Here is a 26,223-nt window from a genome sequence, read left to right as displayed (position 1 = left end):
GTCAGCCTGCCTTGGTTTCGGTGTGTTCGGCTGCGGTAAACCGGTCCGTTCGGGCGTCGGCGCCTGCTTGGCGGTGATCGCCGTCCAGGCACGACGGGTGAGTCCAGTCGCGGACCATGCGGTCGATCGCGCCGGGCCTCCAGTGGTGATGCCATGACTGGGCGTCGCGCGGGTGCGCACTGCGGCCGAGGTTGGCTGCCCGCCAGGCAGCAGCCAGCGTCGCGATTTCCGTCGCCAGGCCCGGGTGTTGCTCCCAGCATTCGGGGATCCGTTGCGCGCGACCACCGACGTAGGTCAGGTTGTAGAACTCGATGAACGCTCGCACGTTGGTGCGGGTGTCGTTCGTCGTCGCAGGCGGTGGGAACCACACCCATGGTGCGGGTTCGCTGCGTTTCCGCGTCTCTTCCTGCATCACCTCGCCGAAGGCGCGTTCCAGGTCCTCCACTTTGGTTTCGGTGGCGCGGAGGCGTTGGATGACTTCGGTGAGGATCGCGTGCAGCTCGTCCTGGTGGTCATGCGTCGTGTCGTCTGGATTCCGGGCCTGAGGTTCGGGGATCTCCTCGTCAGTCACGCGTTGCTCACCTCCCGGATTGGGCTTCCGTCAGCTCGGACCGCGGCCGATCCCGAGCGCACGGTGGCGATGTCTGCTTTGATCGTTTTCCAGTCGCGGCGCTGCGTGACGTCGATCAGGCGTGCTTCCAGCGGCCGTAGATGGCGGTGGATGAGCAGGACCCGTTCGCGGCGCATCATGCGGACCGCGCCAGGCCGGTAGACGGGAGCGTCTTCAGTGGACAGGCTCGCGCGGCCGACGGTGAGGGCTCCGTCCGCGTGCTGCTGATAGCGGAGCCGCTCGTGGTGTCCAGCGAGGACTGAGATCCATTCGAGGGTGCGCTGGTCCTTCAGGCCGCTATAGATAGTCAGGGCGGTGGTGTTGTCGATGAGCTGCCGGGCGCCGAGCTGGTCGTACGCCTCTTCCAGCTGCGCGATGGACTGTGCGGCCCAGTGCACCAGCACACCGCGGCCCGCGGAGTCAGCCAAGATCTTCGGAAGCCTCGGCACGGGCGTGGCGGTAGGAAGTTCGTCGAGCATCGCGGACACCGGGGGCTCGAGTCGGTTGTGCTCGGTGTGGAGTGCCATGTCCTGGGCTGTGGTCAGCCAGAGGTCGGCCAGCGCGGTCAGGATCGGTGCCGCCAATGCGGCTTGCTCCCGGCTCGCGATCAGGTAGAGGGTGCCTCGCGCGCGGATGAACGCCTGCACGTCGAACTCCTCGCCCGGTGGTGGGGAACACAGCTCCCGGAGGTTCGGTTGCATGAGCGGCTCGAGTGCTCTGCGCACCGACAGCCACACCGCGTCGCTGGTCTCGGCGACCATCGTGATCTCTTGGCGGAGGTTCTTCGCCAGCTCGGGGGCGTAGGGCATGAGGAGTTGGACCGGTTCGGGCGCGCGCGTGATGGACCAGTCAACAAGGGCCTCCACTCCACGCCGGGCGTGCGCGGCGGCCAGCAGGTATGCCTGCAGCACCACCTTCGCGCGGCCGCGGAACACTTTGTCGTTCCCGCTGACTCCCTGTAGGTCGGTGGAGGACGCTCCGACCATCGCCTCAGCGCGACGCCACGCCACGTCGGGGTCGGTGCATCCTGTGACAGGTGACCACTGGAGTTTCGCCGGCCACCTCACCGACCCGGTGATGTCGAATACCAGGACCGGCCCTCCCACGTCACGAATCCGGGACAGTGCCGAGAACTCGAACAGATCGGGCTTTGTGGTGGAACACAACAACGCCCCGCTCGCGGCCATGACCTTGTGCACCAGGTCGCCTCGGCTTTTGCTGGACTGCGTCGGCGCGACCGCCCCGGTGGGGTTCTCCAACGGCAGCCATAACGGACGCCCGTGGGGACCGCGGTGGCTCGGGACTGCGACGTGCTCGATCGGTGCCTGCTGCCGCTCCTGCCAGGTCATGCTCGGTCGCGTCCACTTCGCCGTGCGCCGCGCCGCGCTGCGTGACAGCTCGCGCCGGATATCAGCGCGGCTGGCGTGCCCCGAGGGCATCGGGGCGAACAGCCGCCACACGATTCGGCTGACCGCGGCGATCGCAACGGCGATCACCGCGGCGCCGCTCGCGGTGATGGCCCAGTAGGTTCCGGCGCGCCCCGCCAGCACCGGACCCCAGGGTGCCGGGACCGCGTCCTCGAGGTGCCCAGGGTGAGCGAGGATCGCCATCGCCGTGGTGAGCCACGTTCCGACCGGCGGCAGCTGCCATGGGCCTCCACATGCGGCGGTGGCCACGACGGCGCCGACGGTCAGCACGGCCGCGGCACCGAGAATGGCTCCGACGAGAGCGAGCATCACGGCCATCAGCGCGAAATCACGCCGCGCCATGGGAGAAATGACAGCTCCGGTTCGACTACTACTCATGTCCGCGGTTCTCCCTTCAATACCAGGGGTGGTGCGGGAATGACCGGGTGTGCAGGCCGGCGGATCGACACGATTTCCCCGGCCCAGGCGCGCACGTTCTCCAGGACGACGCCCTTGGTCTCGTCGTAGGCGTTCACGAGGAGTCCGCCGCCGATATAGACGCCGACGTGCCGAGGATTCGAGGGGCTGCCGAGGCTTCCCGGGATGAACAGCAGATCTCCTGGCTGCACGGCGGCGAGACTGGGCACCGCGGTTCCGGCCGTGACCTGGGTCGTGGTGCCGGCGGGAATCGGCACCCCTGCCGCAGCCCACGACGCCTGCGTCAGCCCGGAGCAGTCGTACGCTGCGGGCCCTTTCGCGCCCCACACGTATGGTTTTCCCACCTGTGCCAGGGCAAAGCTCACCACGGTCCGCTGTCGTGGGTCTGCGGGGAGTGTGAAGCCGGGGGGAAGCTGGGCCGGGTCGAGGGGGATGTTCGAGGCGCCTTGGTCCGGGCACCCCGTCACGACAGGCGAGAACCCGGCCTGTTGTGCCCCTGGCGACGGCCCTCCTGGTGGTGGGTTGTCCGGTCCGGTCCAGAACCGGTCGACCAGTGCGGTGGCCTGAGCCTCGCGCTTGCCGTAACGGTCGGGGAACGCGCTGCGCTGAACCCGCTGCGCCGCCGCACCAAGATCATTCCAGTCGTCATCGCGGACCAGCCTGTCCAGGAACGCCCCGGTGGCGTAGGTGGGATTGGTGACCTCCGCCGGGCTTCCCCAGCCCATGCTCGGGCGCTGCTGGAAGAGACCCAGCGAATCGCGGTCTCCATAATGGACGTTCTCCAGATCTGATTCGACGATCGCCGTCGCGACCGCGATCACCGCCGCGCGCCGGGGCAAGCCGCGAGCGGCGGTGGTCGCGACGATCGTGTGCGCGTTGGTCATCTGCTCGTCCGACCACGTTCGGTCGCCCAACTGCTGCTGGCCGCCGCCAACGCCGCCCGTCCTGGTGCAACCGCTGGTACCGCCGCCGGAGAGCGCCGTGCCGAGCACGAGTCCGACTGCGACGATCGGCGCGGCCAGCAGGTACAGCGCGGCGGCCACGGCGGGAACGACGATGCTGCGCTTCACCGGTCACCGCCGGCCCCGCCGCAGCTGCGCGTTGGTGTCGAACAGGCGTCTCTCCACGCGCGACAGCACCGTCTGCACCTTGAAGCCGGGCCGGTTCTCCAACTTCCACAGTGCTCGGCCGCGTCGTTCCATCGCCCACCTGGTGATCTGCCGGTGCTCCTCCTCCCCCAGCCCCAGGGCGTCGGCGAGCTCGGCGGCGACGTGGGTTGACTGGCCGGCGAGGATTCTGGTGCTGCACAGGGCCATCAGCTCTCGGGCGATGGCGGCCTCCTGGCTTCCCGCGGCCCCTACGGTCAGCAGATCGGACGGCTTGTGCAGGACGAGGATTTGGATCTGCTTCTCGCGTCGGGAGAGCCGGATGTCGGAGTCGACGGCCTGCACCGCTTTGAGGCCCAGTCGCATCTGCCGCCAGACTTCGTCGCGGATCACGATCCGGATATCGCCGTCTGGCTGCATTTCTGTCGCCGTCGCCGACCACGAGCCCAAGACGGTCAGTGCGACCCCGACCGCTTGATCTCCCCGGGCTTTCAGCCGTGAGAGATCCATTGTCTGGATCGGCGCGTCCCAGTCGAGCCGGATGGTCGTCGGCGCGTCGAACAATCCGGCCAGCGGGCCGCTGATCAGGTTGCCGAGGGTGTCGGTGATCCCGCGCAGATGGTCCAAAAATTGACGTTCTGAGCCGAATCGTGTGTCGCGCCACAGCTGCTCGTCCGGCTGCGCGAGCTGCGCGTGCACATCGGGGATCGTCACCGGTGTGAGGGTCGTGTAGCCGTCTCGGACGCCGGTCAGGCGTCGCAGGATCGCGGCCAGCACCATTTCGTCGGTCTGGTCGACGCGGTGTCCCTGCGCTTCGGCCAGCGCGGTCAGCAGCTGGACCCACCGGCCCAGCAACCCAGTGACTTCCTCGCGCTGCTGGGCTGCGGTGAAGTCGTCCCACCGGCTCGCTAACGGACCGAGATCCAGTGCATTCACCCGGGCCGTCATTCCACTGCCGAGGATGATCGGTTCGCATCCCAACGCCCGCGCCACGGGACTGTATTCGCCTTTGACGTCGCCGCTGACGAGGCTGCGGACGCCGAACAGCATCATGCGCAGCATGAATGCCACAACCGTCGACGATTTCCCCTGGCCGGGTTCACCAAACACGATCAGGTTGGGGTTGGCGACTAAGGATCGCAGCACCCATTCGATGGGCGAGCAATAGAACGACCCGCCGGAGAGCGTGTCGTAGCCAATGCGCGCGCCTGCCACCGGGACTCCGTGTGACACCAGGAACGGCCATACACCGCCGACTTCGCTGGTGGTGCCGCGGTAGACCGTCAGGGGCGCCGGTACAGGCGACCAGCCTGCGCCAGGCCTCGCGCGACCGCGTCGCGGCGCGACCGCGCGGTTGAGCCGCTTCCGCCGCCGAGAACTCCGCTCCGGCTCCGTGACGTGCCGTTGAGAGGACGCCAGAGGCGTTCCGCCGAACGTACCCAGCAGCTCGGCGACGGTCCGCTCTTGCCCTTCCGTTCTCCTCATAGCAGCCCCTCTCGCACACGGGGCAGGCCCACGCCCACCGGCACGCACGCAGCGACGAAACCGGAATCCTGAGCGAGCTCCAGACGTAGCAGCCGGAACCGGCCGGCGATGTCGCTTTCCATCCGCGCGGCGTGGTCCTCAATGGACTCATTCGACGGAACGGTGATCGAGGCGCACACGGCGTAGCGCACCAGCGCGTGTCCGGCGTCAACCGCCTGTTCCTGGGCGCCTGCCGTCCTGGCCAACCGTGAATCCGTGGCGGTCCGCACGAAACCGCGCCGGGCCTTGAGCTCGTGTGCCAGTCCGGCCGCGAACCGCTGCCGCCGTACGTCCCGGCTTGCCGCGGCCTGGGGCAGGATCTCGTAGTGAATGGCCAGGGTCCGCCTCTCACCCGGCGACCGAGTCACCAGAAGCGGACCCAACGAGCCGAAGGTGGTGCCGGTGGGTGGCATCAGCACGCTGTAGGACACTGACGTCGACCCGTCGTGGTGGTACGCCCGGCGATCCGGCGACGGTGCCTGGGTGGCACCGGCGGCAGCCAGCGGCAAGCCCCGGTCGTCACCGGCGGTGCCTGTCAGCCGAGCGGCGGTCAGCACGGACGCGGCCTGCGGGGCAAAGGAGGTGCGGATCGCCTCGGCCATGTCGGCACCGGTGAGCCATTGCACGCTGCTCGCCCCGAGGCTTCGCAGCGGGTCTTCGATGCCATCGAGTGCGCGATAGAGGACCGCGGCACGTCCGTCGACTCCTCCGCCTGCGGCGCGCGCTGGCCGGCGCAAGGCGTCCTCCGCTGCGGACACGGTGACGTATACCTCGTGGCGCACACTGGCTCCGCCGACGATCCGGGACAAATCGTCCGTGGCAGCGATCGCCAGCTCGGGTGCGTCCGGTGCTTGGTGGCGGTCTCGGTAGATCGCGTCCTCGGTGCCGTCATCAGGCACGCTGCGCACAACGACCGAGACCCGGTCGATGACGCCGCGCTGCCCGAGTGACCGCAGCATTGTCCCCAGCCTGCTGGCCAGCATCTCCCGCACTTCAGCCGAGGTCAGCCCCACGCCGGTGTGCACCAGCCGGGCTGTGGCACCCCAACGGCCATCAGCCGTGTCGTGGAGCAGGCACACCCGGCGGCCGCGATACGGTGGTCCGTCGGGCATCGTGATCCGCGACAGGACTCCAGGCAGATCCGGCTCTTTGGGGCTCACAGGCAAGCCTGCGGCGGCGCGCGATTGCCATCGCGACCATCCGAAAGCGACACCGACTTGGTGGAGCACCCAGTCCACGAGCCACCGGGCTGCTGGCCGGCCTCGGACCGGCACGATCACCAGTGCGGCCAGAGCTCCGCACACCAGGGCCAGGACCAGCACGGTCCACCAACGGCCCGCAGAGATGGCCCAGACCACCGGCACGGCCAGCACAGCCACTGCGATCGCTCGCGGTCCGGTCAGGCCGAAGATCCATCCTGTGGACTCTCGGCGGAATCCCCGATACACCCGCGTGGTCGTCATTCCGTCTCCTCCGCATCTGGACCTGGCCGCTCGTCATCGAGATCGCCGTCGTGTTCAGGAGCCCGATCGCCGTCGTCGGCCGGTGGGGGCTGCCAACGCTGGTGGAGGCGCTGCTGCATGCGCGTGCCGAAGGAGCCGTCGCCAGTCCCGGCTGCGGGCTCGCCGCCATCGCCGCCGGCTGTGCCCGGCCTCGCGGGCCCGTCGGGAGGCGACGCGTCTTGAACCGGGGCCTGGCCATCGGGTTCGGGGAGATCACCGCCGTCGGCGGTGGGGGGCTGCCAGCGGTCGTGCAGGCGCCGTTGCATACGGGCGCCGAACGTGCCGCCACCGTCGGCTGCGTCGACTGCGTCGGCTGCGTCGGCGCTCCCGGAGGGTTCCGGTGACGGGGGCGCGTCGTGCGGGGGCTGCTCATCGGTTCCGGGGACAGCGCCGTTGTCCTCTGGCGTGGGGTGGTCGTGGGGGCGTTGCTCTATGCGCGCACTGGTCGCGTCGTCGCTCCCGGGTGTGCGCCCGCCGCCGTCACTGCCGTCGCTGCTCGGCCCCACGGGCTCGTCGGGAGGCGACGCGTCCTGAGCCGGGAGGTGACCACCGTCGACGGCAGAGTCAGGGGCTCCGCTGTGCTGTTCATGGGACGGGGCCTGGGTGGAGGAGTCCACGTCGTCGGTGTCGTCCGAGGAGCTTGCTTCGGCGGCGGCGGCCGCTGCCGCGGCGCCACCGGAGGCCGCGCCGGCGGCGGCCGCACCGTTCTGTGCCACCTCGCCAGCTGCCTCATCAACGTTCTCGGCGGTCTGCTCTGAACGCGGCGCTGGCTCGCCGGCTTGGGCCTGCTCGAACCGGCCTGTGTGAGCGGACTCGACGTCATCAGCGAGATCGAAGCTACCGTGCCCCTCGCCGCTGTCTCCCCCGCCCGTCATCCGCCGATAGGCGCCGCCGACCGCGGCCATTTCGGCCTCGCGCGCGGGGTTCTGGGGCCCGAAGGAGTCAACACCGTGGCTGGACAGCCACTGGCGGAAGGCCGCGCCCGCGTCGGTCCGCGGGTCCACGAAGGCCAACAGCCGGAACAGCACGAGAGGCACGGCCAGCGCGATGATGAGGACGCCAACGCCCACCATGACGCCGGAAAGCCCCTGAGCGCCGCCGAAGATCGCGACGCCCTCGACGATCACCAAAGCCAAGGCCGGTTCCATGATCATCGCAGCCAGTAGCCAGCGCAGGAAAACCCAGAACCAGGTGGCGGTGCCGTCAGCCAGCAGCCCGGCGGCCGCCACCGGTGATGTGCCGATCAGGAGCAGGATCGCAGCCTCGCGGAAGAGCATCTCGAGCGCGAATCCGAGCGCGGCGGGAATGACGCCGAAGATCGCGATCAGGCCGAGCGCGATCCCATGGACGCCGTTGGCCGCGGCGCTCAGGATCGAGGTGCTGTGGAACGCCTGCTCGAAGGAATCGACGTGCAGTCCATAGCTCAGCAGGAAGTCGGTCAGTTCGTTGGTGGCGGCCAGCAACGCGGCGGCCGTGGACACCGTCGCCGCCATCGCCACCCCGTACTGCACGGGGCCTGAGATCGTTCGGAGGAATCCGCGGCCGCCACGCAAGGCCGCTTTCGCCAGGTGGAGGAAGAACAGCCCCAGCGCGATCGCGCCCGACAGCCACCGCAGCACCGGCCACAGCACGGAGACAGGACCCTCCTGTGTGGAGACTGTGAAAGTGCCGAACTGATCGGCCAGCCGCAGGGCACCCGACAAGATCGCGAGTCCTTGCGCCCAGATGCCCATCATGAGCGCGTCAGCGACGCCGCTGCCGAAGTCACCGAGATAGCCGCCGAGGTACTCGCCGACGGACGGGATCTGCAGGTCAGGGGGCATCGCGCAGCTCCCTGTATCCGGCGCGGACTGCGGGGGCGCTGCCTGGCCACGCGCTGGGGGCAGCAGCGGCCGGTGCGGTAGGCGAGATCCGCCAGCCGTCGGCGGTCAGCCGCATCGCCTGGCACTCCCCCAGCCCAGCTTTGGCGGTCGCGCCGCGGTAGTCGATCACCAGCTCGCCGAGGACGCACACCACGGTGAACCGGCCTTGGTCGGTGACTCCCTTGACCAGACCGTGCGTGACCTCGTAGGTCGCAGTCAGGCCCGGGACCGGGCCGCTGGAGGCCATCCGCGCGGCGAGACGGAGATCCGCAGCAGTACTGTGCGGCACGCTCATGCCAGGATCCGGCGCCCCAGGAACAGCAAGTTCGCGATACGCGCGGTCGACGACGGCAGGGTCGACGCCGGCGAGCGCCACTTCCGACAATGCTGCGAGCTGCGCCAGCGCTCCCTCCGGCGTGGGCACGGCAACCTGTGGGATCCACTGGCCGATGCTGTCGGTGGGCCGAGGGATCGTGATCGGGTCTCCAGCGGACTCCGCTAGCGGCTGTGGAGCGGCGTCCTGCACCGGGAGTCGCAGCATCGGCCGACGCGCCAAGGCCTCCTCCGCAGCGACATCCCATCCGCCGTCATCGGTGGCTCCCGGCTCCGCCGGCGTCGGCGGCTGCTCGGGGATGGGACGGGCTGGCGGTGTGGTAGTGCGATGTGAGACGACCAGACCGGCCGCCACCGCCGTGACGAGCAGGCCCGCGGCGATCACAGCGATCAGGTTGGCTCCGGCTCGACGTCGGCGCGCTGCCTCCTGCGCGGGCTGGGTGCGTGTGTTCGGCATGGCTACCCCGTTGCAGCCATGTAGCTGATGAGGGTGTAGCCGAGAGCCCACGCGAGGCCGCCGAAGACGCCGACGAGCATCATCACGAGCCCGATCCGTCCGGCCCGGTGGTGATCGATACCGCGTCCGGCGGACCAGACTATGACGCCGAGAAAGAAGCACGCCACTAGAGCGAGCCCAGCCAGCCAACGGATGTTTCCGACCAGCTCGACCACTTTTCCCGACCAGTTAGGCCGCACAGGCGCGGGGTCCGGCAGCACCCACGGATTCGTCGTGGTCGTTGTTGTCGGTGTTGGTGGAAAGATCCAGATTGGCGGCTGTGCAGGGGCGGGCGCCTGATCCAGCAGTACCGCTGCGGTGTGCATGACTTCGTCCAGCATCACCGGTCTCCCTTCTTTCCCTTGTTTCCTTTGAAAAACCGGGTCTTACGCCCGGGCACCTCAGGGGCAAGGCCCCATTGGCGCAGCAGCGGAGTTACGGCATCCCGGAGTGATTCGGGAGTGATCTGCGAGGTGATACCCGAAGTCTCTACAGTGGACTGATGAGGCAGGAACACGACACGGTCCATCAAGGCGTGCACACGTCTGCCTGCGGCACCGGCCACTCCTTCAGGCCAGCGCTTGGCACCGGTGACCAGCAGCGCGATCGGCTGCACGGCAATGCCTGCGGCGATCCACGTTTCCAGTCGCGCCAGCACCTGCTCCGCGGCGCGCAATGACGGGCGCGTGGGGCGTACCACCAGCACTGGCCGTGGCGTGGGATGTCCGTCCCGCAGCCACATGCCGGGCCCGGTGAGGAGGTTCGCCGCCAGGCGCCACGCGTCGTAGGACAGGTCGGCGACGGTGATCTGCGCCGAGCGCCACATCGGCACCGGGGCCCAGTGCGGGGGCGGTGGCACCATGCCGGGAGACAGGACCGGAAGGTCGGTTCTGAGCTGGGCCAGCAGGCCGCGTCCTCTCCACGACAGGCGGATCCGGACGGCTTGGTCCGGTCCAGCCATCAGCGGTCCGTCCGAGGCCGCCGCCACTGACAGCCCAGAGCGAGCGGGGTCCGCGGTGTCGACCTGGAGCACCCTCCAGCCCACCAGCTGCAACGCGTCGGCGATCACTGTGGCCGCCACGGTCGCCCCGGCTCCGGGACTGGCGGGAAGCACTGGTATTACGACCCCGAGACCCGCCTTCTGCCAATCCAGATGCAGTGGCGCTTCCGGGGGCGGGCCCTGGCACTGGAGCCGCGCCGCGACCGCTGCCGATGCGATGGCGAAGGCCTCCGCCGCCTCACCGCCGTCACGAAGTGCGCTGAGCGCGCCGGCGTCGACGGCAGCGGCAACATCAGCCTCGGGTAGCCCCAGCCAGACCTGCCGGGCCAAATGGCGCAGTCCTGTCGCGGAGAAGTCGCCACCCAGTGGCTCTGGGACAGGCATGGACTGATCTGGTCTCGCCTCGGAGTCCCCCGGCGAGAGGGCTCCGGGGGACTCCGAGGCGAGGTGAGCATCCGGGCAGGGGGCTGGACCCGGATACTCGTTCTGCGGCGCGGGCGCGTCCGCCGCAGAATCTGGGACGCTGGGCAGCTCAGGAGACGCCGTCGCCGCGCCGTCTGTGCGGCAGGAGGAGCTCCCTGCCTGCCGGTTGAACGGATGGTGAGGGACGGCCACAACAAACCCCCAGTTTCGTCGAGTCAGGAATCCGCGTACCCGCTGGACTTTGTTTCGGACCAGCCGCACATTCGCGGGTATTCGCCCTCGACTATCCGAAAGATGACGTGTCTATTGAAGAGTTTCCTTGTGTCTACTTAGGCCATTGCCGTGTTGCTGTCTGTGACACAGCGGTCTACCTGCTCGATCATGCGTGCCCGGGCGGCCACTCGGATGATCTCCGCGTTGTCCGCTGGCGCGGCAAGAGAGATCCTGACGCCATAGCCGGGATAGCCGCGCACGGCGAACCCGGCCTCCGCACAGTGCGCAACGAAAGGCTCGACCGACGAAGGCAGCGGGATCCACACGAAGTTGCCGTGACTTCGGGGAACCTGACGGAAGCCGGCGGCGTGAAGCGCGTCGCGGACGCGCTCCCGCTCCGCCCGCACCCAGGAACATCGGCTCTCCAATGCCGCGTCGGCCCGCAGTGAGGCAGTGGCTGCGATCTGCGCTGGCGCGCTGACGTGGAAGGGCAGACCGGCGCGTCGCAGCACCCCGGCCAGAGACGGGCGCGCGGCGAGATACCCCACCCGCAGTCCTGCGAGTCCGTGTGCTTTGGAGAAGGTTCGCGTCACCACGACCTGGTCGTGGCCACGTGCCACATACCCGACTCCGTCGGGAATATCGGCATCCGCGACGAACTCCCGGTACGCCTCGTCGATGACAACGAGAACGCCCTTCCCGACGTGGGCAAGCAGGTAGTCGAGATCCGCTGTGGTCAGCGCGGCACCGGTCGGGTTGTGCGGATTGCACACGATCACAGCCCGCGTCGCCGGTGTGATGGCCGCCAACAGTGCGTCGACGTTCGTCGCGCCATGAGCCACGGCCACCGGCACAGCACCTGCCCGCCGCACAAGCTCGGCATACATTTCGAATGCCGGTGCTGCGTAGACGATCTGGCCGCGCGTGCCGCCCACACAGGTTCTGAGGATGCGTTCGAGCAGTTCCGCGGATCCGGGCCCCACAGCAATCTGGTCAGGATGCAGGCGCAGCTTGGCTGCGAGCATCTCCGTCAGCAGCCACGCGTCGGGGTCCGGATAGCTGTGCCACCCGTCGACGTCGTCCCTGATCGCCTCGGCGGCTCCGGGCAGGAGCGATGTGCATTCGTTGCGGTCCAGCCGAACCAGTGGCTGCCCAGGCATCACCGCCATGGCATTTCCCCTCGGGCCTGTGCAGCCCGCACTCGGTCGAGATGGTCATCTTGGGCCTGCTGAGCCAACTCCGGCATGTGGCGGTCCAGCTCCGGGCGAGCGTGCACGTCGTCGTTGAACGCCGGGTCCGTGCGTACTTCCCATGCCAGCACCCCGTGCGTCCGCGAGAGGTTGATGGCCGCGTGTGGCACCCCGGGGGCGATGTAGATATCGTCGCCGGCCTGGTGCGGGGTCACAGTCACGGCGCCGTCGGCATCCCAGGTCACTGTGGCGGCGTATCCGTCGAGGACCCGGACGATGACTTCGGATGTTTCGTGCACGTGCGCCGCACTGTAATGTCCCGGGTCCATCTGCACGTCGCCGCTGGAAATCGCCTGTGCCCCAGCGGAATCCGCAGTCACCATCGGCCGAAGTCGCTGCCGTTGAGGCCCCATCGCCATCGGCCCGCCCCGAACCCGAACCGCACCGGTGGGCACATTTCCCTTTTTCGTCGCCATAAGAGATTCTCTTTCGTGATCGCTGGAAACGCGGATGACATGGCAGGAGCCGGGAGAAAGACCTCCCAAAGAAAGCTCCAGCGCCGACTGCGGCGAACTCCGCCGCGCGGCACTTCCACTGTGCAATGCCCTCACCGTCCAGGAGGGCGTGTCACTGTGTCCAATGAGGAGGATCGACGAGCACACTTTTCCATTCGGGCGCAGATGGACGTGGATGCGGACACGTCCGTATTCACAGCGGCGAATGCCGGATCCAACTCTCGCCTGCCGCGGCCTTACCTCAGTGTGCAATCAAACGCATTACTGCGGATCTCGAGGACGGTGGACAGGGTGTCGGTGTCCACGATCCACACGTCCCCAGCGGGAACCAGCACGCCCACAACGGGGCGTCGGCCCTCGTCTGTTGGTGCCACCGTGTCGAGGGCACTGCGGGTGCCTGTGGCATTACCCGGCGACAGCTGGCCCTGCTCAGTGATGGTCGGTACCGGCGAGGATTCGCAACCGCTTACGGCGGAGGTGCTCCACACCGCCGTGCTGATACCGATGCCGATGGCCACATAGCTCCGTAGCCGCCGAGAGGACCGCAGGGGAATCCTGGCCAACGACGGAGTCTCCTTCCGCAGATGGGATTTTCTTGAAAGTCGGTCCCCTGGTGCCGCATGCAGGTGCGGCACCAGGGGCGCGGAGACCGCCCCCGACAGCCGGCCTCCGCTTGGCGAACCGGCTCTGCGTCGCTGTGACCAGGAGCGGCGAGCCGACCGCACAGTCACCTTGGCATCGCTCACACGGGTGCGGAAGCGTTGCCGCGTGTCCTGCTCTGCACTCTGCGTGTCCTGTCCGAGGCCACATCACCATCCGCCTCGTGACGGTGGCGGAATGGTGGCCAGGCGTGCTCGTGCATCAGATGCTCGTGGATCGCCGCGGTCGTCGAAGATCTCGAGAGCCCCGGCCCACGCGCGTCGGGCAGCGGCCACGTCGCCCTGATCGTGGTGGATCGCCCCGAGGGTGAGCAGCCCGTCGGCAACGCCCCCGTCATCCTGCAGCTGTCGCCGCCGTGCGATACCGCGTTGGACGTGGTCCAGAGCCCGATCGTGATCTCCCTGGAGGCGGTAGGTATCGCTCAAGCGCACCAGCGCGAGTGCGACGCCGTCAGCGGCCCCCAGCTTGTCGAATCGCGCCAGAGCGCCGGTGAGTTCGGTGAGCGATTGATCGAGTACGCCCAGTCGCTGCAGCGCCGTCCCCAGCCAAACCATGGCAGTCGCGACACCAAAGTCGTTGCCCTGAGCCCGGAATTCGTCGGCCGCAACGACGGCGGTCCGTCGCGCATCCTCATACCGGCCCATGTCGAGGGCCGTGGCGGCGATCGCGCAGTGCGCCCAGGCAAGCCCGACCCGGTCGTCAAGGGAGTCCCGAAGGCGCACGGCGTCGGACAGGTGCGCCAGCGCTTCGTCGTGGCGCCGGAGCACGGCGAGCGCGGTCCCGAGCTGGTACGCGCACCAGGCCTTCCCCGGAACGTCGTGCGCGGCGTCGGCGATCGTGGCCGCGGTGGACATCGCGGCCACCCAGTCTCGATACCGTGGCGTCGAGGAGAGGTAGTGCCCGCTGAGCACTGCGATGCTCCATGCCGCTCTCGGCTGCCCGATCTCCGCGGCGTGCTCGATGACAGAGGCCAACTGCGGGATGTTGAGCTCCCACCATCGCCGCGCGGCGACAGCGTTGGGCGGCGTGGCGATCAGCGAGGCGACTGCGAGATCGGGTGCTTCCAGCGCCGGTAGGTCGAGGTGCGGTGCCAGGTGGACGCTCGCTGCGGATGCCGAGTGCACGTACCACTGCACCCATCGCCGCACTGCGAGGGCGATGGTCTCGGGCTGTTCAGTGGCCCGCAGGTGCTCGGCGGCTGCTGCGCGCACCAGGTCTACCATGCGGTAGCGATCGCGCGCGGTCTCGACGATCAGGTGCTCGTCGCAGAGGTGCTGCATCCACCGGCGAGCGTGATCCACCGGCCAGCCTGATATCGCCGCGGCAGTCTTCACTTCGAGCTCGCCTCGCGCGATGCCCACGAACCGGATCAGCTGCGCTGCCTGTCCCGGCAATCGCTCGTAGGATGCGCCGATCGCGTCGCGGACGCCTGCGGCGGAGCCGGGAGGCGACACCCACTCCAGCGGGTCCTCAGCGAGGTCCGCCGCCAGCTCGGTCAGGCTGCGGTGAGGATGGGCTGCGCACTGATCAGCTGCGATGCGCACGGCCAGCGGGAGATGGCTGCACCATGCCGCGATCGACTCGGCAGCCGCGGGTTCAGCATCGATTCGCGCCTGGCCTACGACTCTCGCCAGCAGATCGCGGGAGTCCGCCGGAGCAAACCCCTCGGTCGTCACCTGCATGGCGCCGGTGCGAGTCACCCCGTCCAGCCGATGGCGACTGGTCACCACCACCATGCATCCAGGAGCAGCCGGCAACAGGGGCAGCACCTGCTCGGAGGAGTCGACGTCGTCGAGCACGAGGAGGACTCTGCGCTCTGCCAGCAACGAGCGGAACAAAGCGGCCATTTGCTCTCGGGGCGTCAGCGAGAGCATCATCGACGGCACGCCCAACGCATACAGAAACTCTTCGAGCACTGCCTCAGGAGCGCGGCGTTCACGCGAACCCCAACCCCCGAAGTCCGCGAACAGCTGCCCGTCCGGAAAGTGCTCGGGCGCCACCTGTCCTGCCCACCTCAGAACGAGCGAGGTCTTGCCCGCGCCTGGGCCTCCCGTGACCACGACGCTGCGCGCCGCCCCCGGCGTGATCTGTGCTCGCACCTCCTCCAGACACGCCAGTTCACGGTGCTGCCCCACGTGATCGGCCACACCTGGCGGCAGCTGCGCGGGCTTGGACAGGCGCAGGCCGCCGAGGACGTCGTCCGCCGCCAGCTCCAGGAGCTGATTCTCCGCGCCGAGAGCCTCGTCGAGGGCCGCTGCCACCTCCAGCCCCGGCACACTCTCACCGCGCTCCAGTTTGGACAGATACCCGAAGGAGTAATAGACCCGATCAGCGAGTCTTCGCAGCGACAAGTCTTTCTCCTCGCGGCGCCGTCGCAGCTCACTTCCGAATGTCACTGGTGGCACTCGCCCGCCCATACCAGTCACTACTTCCTCCTTCCACTGTGGACATCGTAGATGTCCTCCACGTACTGTTGCGACGTCACGCCCCTGGCTCGTCGTGCGTCCGCAGTGCACGGCCCGTTGACCGGACACGAAGCGCAGATCCTCCGTGCGGTGGCGGTGGCCTCGTCCCAGTAGCGCGGGTCGTAACCGCGGCACGCGGCGTCGGAGTGCCATGCCGGAGGGGCTTGGCCGCCCCATACGGCGAATGCCAGATTGACCCAGCCCCGCGCAATTCGGCGGGGGACGTCGCCTCGCTCGATCCGTCCCGGTGCCATGGCGCTCACGTCCCCGACCGCAGCAGTACGCGCAGCCAGCGCAACTGGGAGCTGAGCTCAGCGACTTCCTGCCGCGAGAGGTCTGTCGCTACCGCGGCCCCGCCGACCGCGAGGGCGACAAGGTGCCCCAGCAGCGCGGCGAAGGCTTCGGTGAGATCGCGCCGGGACACGGCGTCGCGCGGAAACGCGTGCTCGACGCGCACCATCACGTCCGGGTCACCGGCCAACTCTCCGCCGAGCAACCACCATCCGCCGTCGTCGGCAGGAGCGTGCGTCCACAGCGTGGGCAGGTCCGCGAGGCGCTCCGTCGACCACCCGGCCGCTCTCATCGCGGAGCGGAACTCATCGCTGACCATCAGAGGCCTCCACATCAGACCCGGCCGGGCGCGATCCGACGTCGTCTCCGAAGACCAGCCACATCGGTAGCGGCTTGGTGTCCTCTGCGGTCCGCGGTGCGGCCACGACACCGAGCGCGCGGTAGACCCAATCGGTCCACGGGCCGGCGGGCCCAGTGCCTGGCCGGGGCTCGACTGTCAGCCCCACGAACTCCACCTCACGCCACTTGCCCGGCAGCACAGGTGCCGTGGTGGCGAGGATCTCCACACTGACCTTGGTCTCCAGCTGCGACACCAGAGCCAAGTCCACGACCTTCACCCGCCACACGCGCAGTCCCGACTCTGCGTCGATGCGCTGCTGTGGTTCGAACTCGCCGACCTGCTCGACGACTGGTTCCGGTTTCGATACCAACCGCACCCCCAAGGGAAACGCCTGAGCGTGCGCGATCGGATATCGAGCTCCAGAATGAAAGGCAGTCATTCATCTCCCCAAACGTGTACCTGACGCGACGCGGTATGCCGCGGATCAGAACGTGAGTTGGCAAACGGGGCCGGGACGGCCGACTCCGCCATCCGAGGCGACCGTCGCAACATTCGACCTACGTAACGCTCCGTACCCAAATGGGCTTACCGCTGCGACTCGACGCCCAGCCTCCGACGGCTGTTACCGGCCCCGTTGACTACTGTTCGCGATCATCTCCTCAAGCGAGGGCCTGCATCAGGTCTACATCGTCGCGCTCAGTAACACCACACAGCGTGCACAAAACCTAGCTACGATCACACTAATGGAGCAGCAAACCGCTCTGTGTCATAACTGATCGTATTCATTCATGGACGGAATCGGCACGGGAACCCGACGCATTCCTCCCGGCTCACAGCCCCACACATCGCGCCGAAAAAACGCATGCCGAAATGGCTCGCGCCAGCGAACGCGAGCCTTCCCTTATTCCCACTTTCAATTTCGTGAACCACACCGAAAGGCGTCGGTCTACCGACCTATCAGCGCTTGGACGGCGCTGTGCGGTGGGGGCGCGAACACCCCCACCGCACAGCGGTCACGCCCGAACTACCTGCGCCTCAGACTCCCGCGTCTCCGTGCTCACAACCTGATTCCGGCCGCGTCGCTTAGCCCGACGCAACAGCTGGTCGGCGTGGTGCTCGAGCTCTTCCACCGTGGATCCGTCACGGGGTGACAGCGCGACGCCGATGGAGACGGTCGGTCCCGGGGCGTCGGTGCCCAGCACCAGGGCATGCCCGCCTGCCGGACTGGTCACGGCGATCCGGGCCTGCTCGACTCCCGCACGGATGCGTTCGGCGATTGCCGTGGCCTCGTCGGATTCTGCACCCGGCAGCAACACCATCGTTTCGTCACCGGCACCGCCGCCACGGCGACACACCAAATCCCCGTGACGCGTCACCGACCGGAGCACGTCGGCGATCCCCACCAGCACACGATCGCCGCCGAGATGCCCGAATCTCTCGTTGAACCGCTTGAAAAGGTCTACATCGATGATCAGCAGCGCTGCTGGCGTGCGACGCTCCAGCTCCAGCTCCGCGAACGGATCGAACCCGCGGCGAACCGGAAGGCGGGTCAGCTCGTCGTGCATCGCGTCGTAACGCAGCCCCTCACGCTCGACGTCAGACCGGTGAAGGCGCTGCCTGTCCCGAGTAGACGCCACCACCAAGGGCACTGCCACCACCAACAGCCACGGCGAAACCGACTGCGCCACAGCAGCGAGGCATGCACCCAGCAACGTGCCCAGCGCAAGCAGGTTCGTCCTGCGGTTATCGAATAGATTCACAGGGCGCCAATCGTGCGTCGACAGTCCCACGACCACACCCACGAGGACCGCCTGCACCACGTAGTAAGCCAGCGCTGCGGCCGCCAACGCCATTAGGGCAACCAGCAGCGCTCCGGCTGCCGGCCACGGTTGCCGCCCCGTGAGGTAGTCCCGCAGCGGCGTTGACACCGCCACCGCATGCGCAACCAGCATGCTGACAGCGATCGACGCACTTGAGAACAAGAACTTGACCGGCGGGCGTCGCGCGATCACGAAGACCACCACCCGAACCACAGCGAGCAGCACAAGCGCAGCGGGAACCGGCAGCACGAGCGCTCCGACGAAAGTCCACACGCTGGTCTGATCAACATGCTGGCAGCCACCGGCCGCGGCAGCACCACGCCGTCGCTCCTCCGCCTCCAGCGTCAACACCACATGCATGAGTGCGCCCAAGCAGAGCAAGCCGAACCGCGCCCATTCCCAGTGCATGTAGTCGTCGACCGCAGCGCCGGCCGTCGACACCCCAAGTGCCAACAGATGCCCTACGACAATCCAGGCCCACGCCAGGGGCGGAAGGGCGCGGCCGGTCCCTCTATGATGCCGTCCGTCCGAGTGGCGGTAGATCAGGCTGCGCAGGCCCGGGAGAGTAGCGGTGAACCCGCTGCGCGGTCTGACGATCAGGCCAAGTTTGAGACGAGGTGAGTGCAGTGTCCGGGTCCGGAAATCGTGATTGGTAAGCGTCATCCCCTACGCACACCTTCTGTTATGGAGCCTCTGAACGGAGAGCACGCTCAAACGGCGTCACTGCAACGCTGCTCCGGCATTCCGCGCGCCATCCCCTGCGCACGGGGGTGCGGTCTGCTCCGCACCGGCCAAGTCACCACGATGCAGGTGGCCCGCCTCGACATCGGTATCACGGTCGAGGCGTTGTGCCAGCCTCTCCCCAAGAGGCTCGTGTGGTTGTATCCGCCGAGACTAGGCGAGATCCACCAGTACGTCCGCCACGTTTGAGTGATCACCCAAAGGGTTCACTCAAACGGACCAGCACCAGTTTCGGGTCACGAAGCACCGGCGGCGAGCACGCTCGCCCGGATACGATCGCCTCCAGAATATGCCGGGAGGGGCGTGTCGCTCGGCAGCGTCGCAACTGCCGCCCAGTCCGAATGCACGACACCATTGTGGATGGTGCTGGGCACGAATCTCGGGTGGTTGCGGTCACGCGGTATCGGTAGGGGGGAACGTGATGGACGCCGGCTCGCAGATGCCTTCCAGAGTCGATGACCTCGTGGGCCGCGAGGATGAGCTACGGCAGTTGAGCCAGCTGGCAGCCCCGGTGACAGGCGCTACCCGTGGGCGCGTGGTGACCATCCACGGCGTCGGCGGCGGAGGGAAGACACGAATCGCGAAGGAAGTGCTGCACCTGGCGGAGGTCGGCGGCCGAGAGGTGGGGCGCGTACGCCTGAGGCAGCTGCGTGATCCGCAGATGTTGATCCAGCACATCGCTTCCGAGCTGCGGCTGCAGGACATGGGCGACCGGGAGCCGGGGAAGGCACTGATCGACACCCTGCGGCAACGAGCGATGCTGATCATGTTGGACAACTGCGAACACCTCCGCGGCGCGGTGAGACGGTTCGTCGCCGCGCTGCTGGCAGCCGCGCCGGGTATCACGGTGCTGGCAACGAGCCGGGAGCCACTGCGCATCCGCAGCGAGGTCGTGTTCGCCCTGGGCCCGTTGCACGTTCCGAGAACTGCCGACTTCCGGCCGGACGACCGCTTCGCCGCGGCCGAGTTGTTCATCAGCCGGGCGGAGCAAGCTCGGCCTGGCGTGAACTTCCGCCAGCACTACCGCTCCATCGTCGATCTGTGTCGGCGGGTAGACGGCTTACCGTTGGCCATCGAGCTGCTCGCCAGCAACGTCCTGTCGTTCTCCGTTGACGAGATCGCGGAACGGCTACCGGTGATCTTGTCGACGCCCGCCGATACCAGCGCCGAGGTCGATGATTGGGGACTCGACGAACTCGACCTGGATCCGGATGACGACGTGGCCCGCGCCGACGCGGCGTTCACCTCCATGTTGGATTGGTCATGGCAGCTCTGCAGCTGTGCTGAACAACTGCTGTGGCGACGCCTAGCGCTGTTTCCCGACTCATGGGATCTCACCATCGCTCGAGCGGTATGCGCAGACGACGACCTGCCCGCCGATGTGATCGACGCGACCCACGCAGCTCTAGCGCAGAAGTCCGTCATCGTTCGAGTAGACGAGGTGAACGGCACCACCCGATGGCGGATGCTCGAGACCATCCGCAACTACGGCGAGCACCAGCTCACCATCGAGGCGGAGGAGGTCCGCTGGCGGCACTACTGCTGGGTGACCGAGGAGTTCGAGCGTGCCGCACGAAGCTGGCTAGGACCGCAGGAAATCGATGTGCTGCGCCACTGCCGACGACTGCTGCCAGACGTCTGGCTGGCACTGGATTTCTGCGCTGAGCGAGGGGAGGTCGCGAGGGCCCTCCGGTTGCTCGACGCGGTGTTCAACACGCGTGTGCCGTTCCCCGCTGGAGCGGTGAACGAGATCTCCTACTGGTACGACCGGGTCGCCGAGCTCACCGAGCCCGGCATGATGCGCGCGAACGCGCTCGCCGCCGCCTCGTATGTGGATCTATGCAAGGGATCTCCCACCGACGCACGGTTCGAGGAGATCCGCGCCCTGGAAGCCGCGATGTGCGAAAAATCTCTGATGGCCACCGTGGCAGAGGCCGTGTACAGCACATTCGGTAACCCCAACAAGGACTCCATACCGGTCATGGAGCAGGCATCCAACGATGCCTACAACGCCGATCCCGAGAACCCGGTCTGGGCCAACTTGGCCATGTGGGGTGGCTTTTCGGCGGTGTTCAACGGTGACCGCGATACCGCGGACCGGGTGTCGGCGAAGTTCCTCGCAGATTCCGAGAAGATCGGCGCCCAGCACCAGCTCGGATGGGCGCGCTGGACCCGCGCCATGTTCGACATCGTGCATTGCTCAGACGAGCCCGACCGGCTGGCCGAGGCCGAGCAGTTGTTCGCTTCTTCTATTCCCATCCACGCGTCGTTCAACGACAGGTGGGGGCCAACGTGGTGGGCTCTCGCCGAGAGCGCTCGTTCGGCTGCTGCCGGCAAGTACGAGCGCGCAGCGCGGCTGGGCGGCATCGTGGCCGGAATGACCGAAACCACGGGCACTCGCTGCGACAAGCTCGTGGGGTTCCAGGACGCGCTGTCGCGTGGCCAGAACCAGGCCAGGGCAGGCTTGGGGCAGCAGCGCTACATGGAGCTATTCGACGAGGCTCGCGAGGAAGCCCTGCACTACGACGATGCGCTGGCGGTCCTCGTCCAACTCGCCGCCGAGACCACTGATGGCGACGCCGGAAACGAGCCGCTGAGCGAACGCGAGTTGCAAGTCACTCGCCTCGTAGTCCAGCAGTGCACCGACCTGGAGATCGCGAAAGAGCTCTACATCGCGAAGTCAACGGTCCGGGTCCACCTGCGGAATATCTACCGCAAGACGGGTCAGACTCGCGAGAGTTTGGCCACATGGTTGCAGCAGGCTCGCTGATCATCGCCCGATCGACCGTTGCGCGCCCTGTCCGGGCCTCGACAGACTAACGACGATGATCAGCAGTCGCCGGAAGCGAGCACCGCATGCGCGAGGACGCCCCCTTCGACTACCTGTCCGCGTCCGCCGACGAGCTCGATGCGACTCTGGCCGAGGCGCGGCGCGCCTGTCCGGTCATGCGGTTGCGAGATGGTTCGGTCCTGGTCATCGACCATGAGCACGTTCAGACCGTCGCCCGCAGGCCCGACCTGTTCACGGCGCGGGCCGCGTCCGCAGGAGCGAGCGCCGAGCTCGACACGACCGCGGACGTGATCGCGCCGCTGTTCGACCAAGACCCCGATGCAGGGCACACCGCAACTCGTCGAGCGCTGCAGCCGCACTTCACCCGCCAACGTGTGCAGGAGTGGGCGGACTACATCCGGACAGTCGCACAAACCCGGATCGCCGAACTGCTGCCGCGAGGTCGCTGCGAGGCAACGACCGACATCGCCGGCCACCTACCGTGGACACTCACCGCCGGTTTGCTCGGCATACCCTCTCAACAACGCGACGAGTACCGCACGCTCGCCCAAGCAGCCTTCAGCCCGAACGCCACCGTCAACGACACGGCGGCGTTCGAAAGCTTTCTCCGAGACGAAATTCGCCGCGCACGCGAAGCCCCCGGCGATGGCATGATCAGCACCATCCTGGCGACACCGACGGCACTCGGCCGGCTGCCTACCACCGCCGCAGTCTTGCGATGGGCCGTGATCATGTCCGGTGCGGGCAGTCTCACCTCACGTGACCTGCTGTCAAGCATCTTGCTGCATCTCGCGATCGACCGTGACATGCGTGCCCGCGTCAATGCCGACCGCAGCCTGCTGCCGCCGCTCGTCGACGAAATGGCACGGCATCAGTCCGCGGTGTGGGCCTCGGGCCGCACCGTGCGCGACTCGACCTGGCTCGGAGGCATACAACTCGAACCCGGCGCCACCGTGGTGCAGTGCTGGGGCGCCGCCGCCCGCGACCCCGCCCGCCATGACAACCCGGACGAGGTCCGACTGGACCGCCGCCTCGGCGCACATCTGGGCTGGGGATCCGGCCCCCACACCTGCATCGGACGTCCACTCGCGATGGTCGCCCTGCCAGAGATCCTCAACGTCGTGCTCGACGAAATCCCAGACTTCCAGCTCGCGCCCGGCGCTTCGCCGCGTCGCACCACCGGGCGGCTGCGCGGCGTCGACGCACTCCCCCTCATCTGGCCTACGTCTGGCTCATAAGCCCCAGCCAACATCGCGTGTATTTGCTGGCTATCTATGGGTAAATCGCGCGTGGGCCTCTATCAAACCCCAGCGCGACCATCGACGACTGTCCTGTTGAGGACGGTCGTGTCGAAGACGCTGCACGTGGACGTCTCCACCGCGACACTGGGTTGCTCCCACCCGAACTCACTCTCGTCGGCAACGACGACCGCGTGCTCCAGCGGCGCATCTACGCGGCAATCGTCGACGGCTCACCTGAGCCATATGGCGAACACACCCTGATCGACACCGACTGGGGCTGGTTCTCCGAGCTCGGGTGGAAGATGAGCAACGACGTCTCCCCCGACGACGCCAAGATTCTCGCCCTTGCACTGGCCTGGGTATCTGCGACACCAGATGCCACCGCGTTTACCAGGCCACCATTGACGGAGTAGCGAGCGGGTAGAAGCACCGTCTCGATGAGTAGCCAGTGACTACCTCCTAGGTATTTTCGCGCCTGACCTGCGTATTTCGCGTGCTACCCGTTCTGCTGGAGCTTCGCGATCCCGGACAGTTTCCTCGTCTTGGTATCTGGGGCTGAGGGGAACGCACATGGACACGCCGGATTGGAACAGCATCCCGGACCTTCCTGGCGGTAGCGAGCTTCGTACCGATATGGCCACGCGGCAGGGCGCAGCCGGCGATCTCGGAAACGTCGTGCACGCCCTCCCCGGAGCGGTGCTGATCGCCAAGACCACGGAGGACATCTCTGAAGTGCTGCAATGGTGCAGCAAACAGGAGGTTCCCGTGCCCGTACGGGCCACCGGGACGAGGCACAACATGTCCGGGCAGAGCATCCCGCCAGAGGGTGGCCTGCGGATCGACATGACCTCGATGAACTCCATCTACTCGGTGCAGCCCGGAACGATCGATGTCGCGGCGGGCTCGACCCTCCGCAAGGTCGTTCACGCCGCCTGGCACTCCGGGCAGCGGCTCGTATCCGGCCCCACTGGCGTCACCCGCCTGAGCGTGGGCGGCGTCCTCTCCGCCGGCGGCTGGTCGATGAACTGGCGCGAGGGCAGCATCGCCGACCGCTGCACAGGGCTCGAGCTCGTGACTCCGACCGGGATCTACTGGTGCTCACCGCGGGATAACTCAGACCTGTTCCGCGCTGCGCTCGGGGGATGCGGGCGCGTCGGCATCATCACCAGAGCACACCTACAGCTGTGCCAAGCGCTACCGGGGACCCGGACCTGGATGCTGAACGTCGCCACCCCTAGCGAAGCGATCGCCGCGATGCGCGTGCTCGCCGACCGAGGAGTCGTCACGGAGCTCTCCACCCAATGCCACCCACCGGACACCAGCACCCTCCGGGTGATCGCCGTCGCCTACTACACGCGCAAACCCCCGACTGACCGCGTGCTGGCCGCCCTCGGCAGCCCCAGCGCCCGGTTCGAGCTGAACTACTGGGAGCACATCACCCAAGCAGACGCCATCTACGACGACGCGATCGCCGAGCGCGCCTGGCACACAATCCCCCGCAGCTGGTCCGACCTGACGCTCCCGGGCCGGTCCATCACCACCTACCTTGACCAAACGCGTCCAGAAATCGGCCCGCACGACCTGTCCGGAGACTCATGGAGTCTGATCCTGCCCCACCGCACCGCCGCCTTCGGCGACACAGCGCTCCGACTGCCCAAGCCCGGCCCCGGCGACGACGGTTTCCACTACCTCGTCGACGTCCTCAGCGACCAGCCAGCCGGCGCCGACGCCACCTGGCTCACACGGCAAGCAGAGCGCAACCGCCGCTGGTGGACCCGGGCTCAGAACTTGGGAGGCACGCTGTATCCCATCGGGTCGATCCCGATGGGATACGAGTGGCGCGCGCACGGCCCTCGCTACTTCACCGACGTGGCCGCCAGGACTGATCCGCGTGGCGTACTGAGCTCCTGGGCTCACCCACCTGCCCCAGTGCCCGCATGACGGGCCTCAACCCAGGCCACCGAAAGCCGCGACGGCCACCATAAAGAGGGAGACCGCCGAGTGGGCAACACAACCACTCCCACCCGGCGGTCGAGCGCAGAAGCGGGAGAAACTGGGATGTGCTCCACCGCTTCCACACCAGGCCCGGGTGGCGAGGACATGGGGATGCGCCGCGCCACCTCGGAACCCGGCGCTAATACTCGCCTGTCGGGCACCGAGAGCACAACACCGTCCTCCTGGCAGTCGACCAGCTACGCCACACCACCAGTGACAACGCAGCAGCGAAATGGATCGAGAAACCGACGCCGCCCCCCGATGATCGGGCTGAAGACACAAGACTGTCCCCACCAGCACAGCCACATGGCCCGGCAAGCAACCATGTCACAATCGAGTGCGTCAACCACAGGTCAACCCTGGGGAGCGCCATGGACGACTGGGCCCGCGCACAGCGCGACTACGACGACGAACGGCGACAAGATGTAGCCGAGGACATCGGCCACATCTTCAGTACCAACAACTCCGCCACATCTGGGGACTCGATCTTCTCTCGCTGGTACGACACGATGGTCCCCGGCCGGGACTGAAAGCTGCGAAGGTTCAACACCTCTGTGAGCTCTTCCGTGGGTGTTGGGCTTCTGGTCTACCCCACGGAAGAGCCAGCTGGCGACCAGCGCCGAAGCGCTGGTCATCAATTCCATGCCTATGCATGATTGTCCACACTCGACACTGCCCAGCAAGGCACGGCTCGCGAGGCGTGGAGCATCATTGCCCCGCTGGCCGCGCCGAGACCGTAGGCTCCTCGCACGTCTCGCCACTGGCCGACCGATCCCGCTGCCCGGCGAGCCATATACCGGCCATCTCACGATGAACAGCACCCTCATTCCCGGCACGAACCGGGAACGAGGGTGCTGTTTTGCGTTTCCAGGTACTTCCCCTACCCGGAAACGACGGCGTGCTGTCGGGGCACGCACCACCTACATTAGACCATATGTTCGAACAGACTGCGACGTCCGCCGACGCCGGTATGGGTGGACCTGGCCAAGCTGTACCCGATCACGCGTCCGGTCGAGCCATTCCCCGCCGGCTGGGACCTGCAAACGCGCGTACCCGGTGAACTGCTCGCGTGGCGCCGCAACACCATGGGGCATCTGATCGCCGAGGTCCGGTTCCGGGTGCGCCGCGGCGATGGCAGCGGCGGCGGTGTCTGGCACACGATGTGGGTGCCGAAAACAGTCGTCACCTTGCGCGCGGACGCCCCAGCCCGACCGGGCTGACTACCGACTGACGACTTCGGAGCCAGACCCGCCCGAGCCGA

23 protein-coding genes are annotated in these 26,223 nt (G+C 67.5%); 6 read left to right on the top strand and 17 right to left on the bottom strand.

What is annotated here, in order from left to right:
• Position 1 precedes the first annotated feature (1 nt).
• The 17 genes from AC07FN_RS22430 to AC07FN_RS22350 all read right to left on the bottom strand — a co-directional run bounded on the left by AC07FN_RS22430 (position 2) and on the right by AC07FN_RS22350 (position 18,857).
• A complete protein-coding gene (locus AC07FN_RS22430) occupies positions 2-571 on the bottom strand; it encodes a hypothetical protein (RefSeq protein WP_478397358.1) in 570 nt (189 codons plus the stop codon).
• The gene (locus tag AC07FN_RS22425; protein ID WP_478397357.1) at positions 568-2,379 is read right to left on the bottom strand and encodes a type IV secretory system conjugative DNA transfer family protein; all 1,812 of its coding nucleotides are present in this window, start codon (positions 2,377-2,379) and stop codon (positions 568-570) included. The genes AC07FN_RS22430 and AC07FN_RS22425 overlap by 4 nt, the downstream gene beginning before the upstream one ends.
• Before the next feature lie 32 nt (positions 2,380-2,411).
• Positions 2,412-3,524 carry a C40 family peptidase gene (locus tag AC07FN_RS22420; protein WP_478397356.1) on the bottom strand — a complete coding sequence of 371 codons (1,113 nt, stop codon included), beginning with the start codon at positions 3,522-3,524 and terminating at the stop codon, positions 2,412-2,414.
• 3 nt (positions 3,525-3,527) lie between these two features.
• Positions 3,528-4,775 (bottom strand): ATP-binding protein, encoded by a 1,248-nt coding sequence (locus tag AC07FN_RS22415; RefSeq protein ID WP_478397355.1) that lies wholly within the window; start codon positions 4,773-4,775, stop codon positions 3,528-3,530.
• Between the two features lie 266 nt (positions 4,776-5,041).
• Positions 5,042-6,547, bottom strand: a complete 1,506-nt coding sequence (locus tag AC07FN_RS22410; protein WP_478397354.1) for an SCO6880 family protein — start codon at positions 6,545-6,547, stop codon at positions 5,042-5,044.
• Complete coding sequence (locus tag AC07FN_RS22405; protein WP_478397353.1) at positions 6,544-8,409, bottom strand: hypothetical protein; 1,866 nt, start codon at positions 8,407-8,409, stop codon at positions 6,544-6,546. The genes AC07FN_RS22410 and AC07FN_RS22405 overlap by 4 nt, the downstream gene beginning before the upstream one ends.
• On the bottom strand, positions 8,399-9,238 hold the full coding sequence (locus AC07FN_RS22400; protein ID WP_478397352.1) for a hypothetical protein: 840 nt from the start codon (positions 9,236-9,238) through the stop codon (positions 8,399-8,401). Before AC07FN_RS22400 ends, AC07FN_RS22405 begins: the two co-directional genes overlap by 11 nt.
• A gap of 2 nt (positions 9,239-9,240) precedes the next feature.
• Positions 9,241-9,618 carry a hypothetical protein gene (locus tag AC07FN_RS22395; protein WP_478397351.1) on the bottom strand — a complete coding sequence of 126 codons (378 nt, stop codon included), beginning with the start codon at positions 9,616-9,618 and terminating at the stop codon, positions 9,241-9,243.
• Entirely contained in the window at positions 9,618-10,607 is a 990-nt protein-coding gene (locus AC07FN_RS22390; protein WP_478397350.1) for a hypothetical protein, read from the bottom strand. The genes AC07FN_RS22395 and AC07FN_RS22390 overlap by 1 nt, the downstream gene beginning before the upstream one ends.
• 422 nt (positions 10,608-11,029) lie before the next feature.
• Positions 11,030-12,082: a pyridoxal phosphate-dependent aminotransferase gene (locus tag AC07FN_RS22385; RefSeq protein ID WP_478397349.1), complete on the bottom strand. Its 1,053-nt coding sequence runs from the start codon at positions 12,080-12,082 to the stop codon at positions 11,030-11,032.
• Positions 12,073-12,486: a cupin domain-containing protein gene (locus AC07FN_RS22380; protein ID WP_478397348.1), complete on the bottom strand. Its 414-nt coding sequence runs from the start codon at positions 12,484-12,486 to the stop codon at positions 12,073-12,075. Before AC07FN_RS22380 ends, AC07FN_RS22385 begins: the two co-directional genes overlap by 10 nt.
• Positions 12,487-12,854: 368 nt before the next feature.
• Complete coding sequence (locus tag AC07FN_RS22375; RefSeq protein WP_478397347.1) at positions 12,855-13,136, bottom strand: hypothetical protein; 282 nt, start codon at positions 13,134-13,136, stop codon at positions 12,855-12,857.
• Positions 13,137-13,427: 291 nt separating this feature from the next.
• Positions 13,428-15,812 (bottom strand): tetratricopeptide repeat protein, encoded by a 2,385-nt coding sequence (locus tag AC07FN_RS22370; RefSeq protein WP_478397346.1) that lies wholly within the window; start codon positions 15,810-15,812, stop codon positions 13,428-13,430.
• Entirely contained in the window at positions 15,704-15,997 is a 294-nt protein-coding gene (locus AC07FN_RS22365; protein ID WP_478397399.1) for a WhiB family transcriptional regulator, read from the bottom strand. The genes AC07FN_RS22370 and AC07FN_RS22365 overlap by 109 nt, the downstream gene beginning before the upstream one ends.
• A gap of 5 nt (positions 15,998-16,002) precedes the next feature.
• Complete coding sequence (locus tag AC07FN_RS22360) at positions 16,003-16,353, bottom strand: hypothetical protein (protein WP_478397345.1); 351 nt, start codon at positions 16,351-16,353, stop codon at positions 16,003-16,005.
• The gene (locus AC07FN_RS22355) at positions 16,340-16,744 is read right to left on the bottom strand and encodes a hypothetical protein (RefSeq protein ID WP_478397344.1); all 405 of its coding nucleotides are present in this window, start codon (positions 16,742-16,744) and stop codon (positions 16,340-16,342) included. The genes AC07FN_RS22360 and AC07FN_RS22355 overlap by 14 nt, the downstream gene beginning before the upstream one ends.
• A 643-nt stretch (positions 16,745-17,387) precedes the next feature.
• Positions 17,388-18,857, bottom strand: coding sequence for a GGDEF domain-containing protein (locus AC07FN_RS22350; protein WP_478397343.1), 1,470 nt, complete (start codon positions 18,855-18,857; stop codon positions 17,388-17,390).
• A 499-nt stretch (positions 18,858-19,356) separates the two neighbouring features.
• Between AC07FN_RS22350 and AC07FN_RS22345 the strand changes: the two genes are divergently transcribed.
• The 6 genes from AC07FN_RS22345 (at position 19,357) to AC07FN_RS22320 (ending at position 26,182) form a co-directional block, all read left to right on the top strand.
• Positions 19,357-21,705, top strand: a complete 2,349-nt coding sequence (locus AC07FN_RS22345; RefSeq protein WP_478397398.1) for a LuxR C-terminal-related transcriptional regulator — start codon at positions 19,357-19,359, stop codon at positions 21,703-21,705.
• Positions 21,706-21,791: 86 nt separating this feature from the next.
• Positions 21,792-22,964, top strand: coding sequence for a cytochrome P450 (locus tag AC07FN_RS22340; protein ID WP_478397342.1), 1,173 nt, complete (start codon positions 21,792-21,794; stop codon positions 22,962-22,964).
• Between the two features lie 194 nt (positions 22,965-23,158).
• Positions 23,159-23,380, top strand: a complete 222-nt coding sequence (locus tag AC07FN_RS22335; protein ID WP_478397341.1) for a hypothetical protein — start codon at positions 23,159-23,161, stop codon at positions 23,378-23,380.
• A gap of 157 nt (positions 23,381-23,537) precedes the next feature.
• Positions 23,538-24,908 carry an FAD-binding oxidoreductase gene (locus AC07FN_RS22330; RefSeq protein ID WP_478397340.1) on the top strand — a complete coding sequence of 457 codons (1,371 nt, stop codon included), beginning with the start codon at positions 23,538-23,540 and terminating at the stop codon, positions 24,906-24,908.
• A gap of 425 nt (positions 24,909-25,333) precedes the next feature.
• Entirely contained in the window at positions 25,334-25,492 is a 159-nt protein-coding gene (locus tag AC07FN_RS22325; RefSeq protein ID WP_478397339.1) for a hypothetical protein, read from the top strand.
• A gap of 444 nt (positions 25,493-25,936) precedes the next feature.
• Positions 25,937-26,182: a hypothetical protein gene (locus AC07FN_RS22320; RefSeq protein WP_478397338.1), complete on the top strand. Its 246-nt coding sequence runs from the start codon at positions 25,937-25,939 to the stop codon at positions 26,180-26,182.
• Positions 26,183-26,223: the final 41 nt, after the last annotated feature.

Source organism: Saccharopolyspora sp. NPDC045941 (assembly GCF_056431445.1).
This window is presented reverse-complemented; position numbering and strand designations above follow the sequence as displayed.

Coding starts and splice junctions, on each gene's coding strand:
- AC07FN_RS22395 (WP_478397351.1), bottom strand. CDS start 9,618: ATGCTGGACGAAGTCATGCACACCGCAGCGGTACTGCTGGATCAGGCG.
- AC07FN_RS22350 (WP_478397343.1), bottom strand. CDS start 18,857: ATGACGCTTACCAATCACGATTTCCGGACCCGGACACTGCACTCACCT.
- AC07FN_RS22365 (WP_478397399.1), bottom strand. CDS start 15,997: ATGGCACCGGGACGGATCGAGCGAGGCGACGTCCCCCGCCGAATTGCG.
- AC07FN_RS22410 (WP_478397354.1), bottom strand. CDS start 6,547: ATGACGACCACGCGGGTGTATCGGGGATTCCGCCGAGAGTCCACAGGA.
- AC07FN_RS22325 (WP_478397339.1), top strand. CDS start 25,334: ATGGACGACTGGGCCCGCGCACAGCGCGACTACGACGACGAACGGCGA.
- AC07FN_RS22345 (WP_478397398.1), top strand. CDS start 19,357: ATGGACGCCGGCTCGCAGATGCCTTCCAGAGTCGATGACCTCGTGGGC.
- AC07FN_RS22360 (WP_478397345.1), bottom strand. CDS start 16,353: ATGGTCAGCGATGAGTTCCGCTCCGCGATGAGAGCGGCCGGGTGGTCG.
- AC07FN_RS22425 (WP_478397357.1), bottom strand. CDS start 2,379: ATGGCGCGGCGTGATTTCGCGCTGATGGCCGTGATGCTCGCTCTCGTC.
- AC07FN_RS22330 (WP_478397340.1), top strand. CDS start 23,538: ATGGACACGCCGGATTGGAACAGCATCCCGGACCTTCCTGGCGGTAGC.
- AC07FN_RS22400 (WP_478397352.1), bottom strand. CDS start 9,238: ATGCCGAACACACGCACCCAGCCCGCGCAGGAGGCAGCGCGCCGACGT.
- AC07FN_RS22340 (WP_478397342.1), top strand. CDS start 21,792: ATGCGCGAGGACGCCCCCTTCGACTACCTGTCCGCGTCCGCCGACGAG.
- AC07FN_RS22380 (WP_478397348.1), bottom strand. CDS start 12,486: ATGGTGACTGCGGATTCCGCTGGGGCACAGGCGATTTCCAGCGGCGAC.
- AC07FN_RS22405 (WP_478397353.1), bottom strand. CDS start 8,409: ATGCCCCCTGACCTGCAGATCCCGTCCGTCGGCGAGTACCTCGGCGGC.
- AC07FN_RS22385 (WP_478397349.1), bottom strand. CDS start 12,082: ATGGCGGTGATGCCTGGGCAGCCACTGGTTCGGCTGGACCGCAACGAA.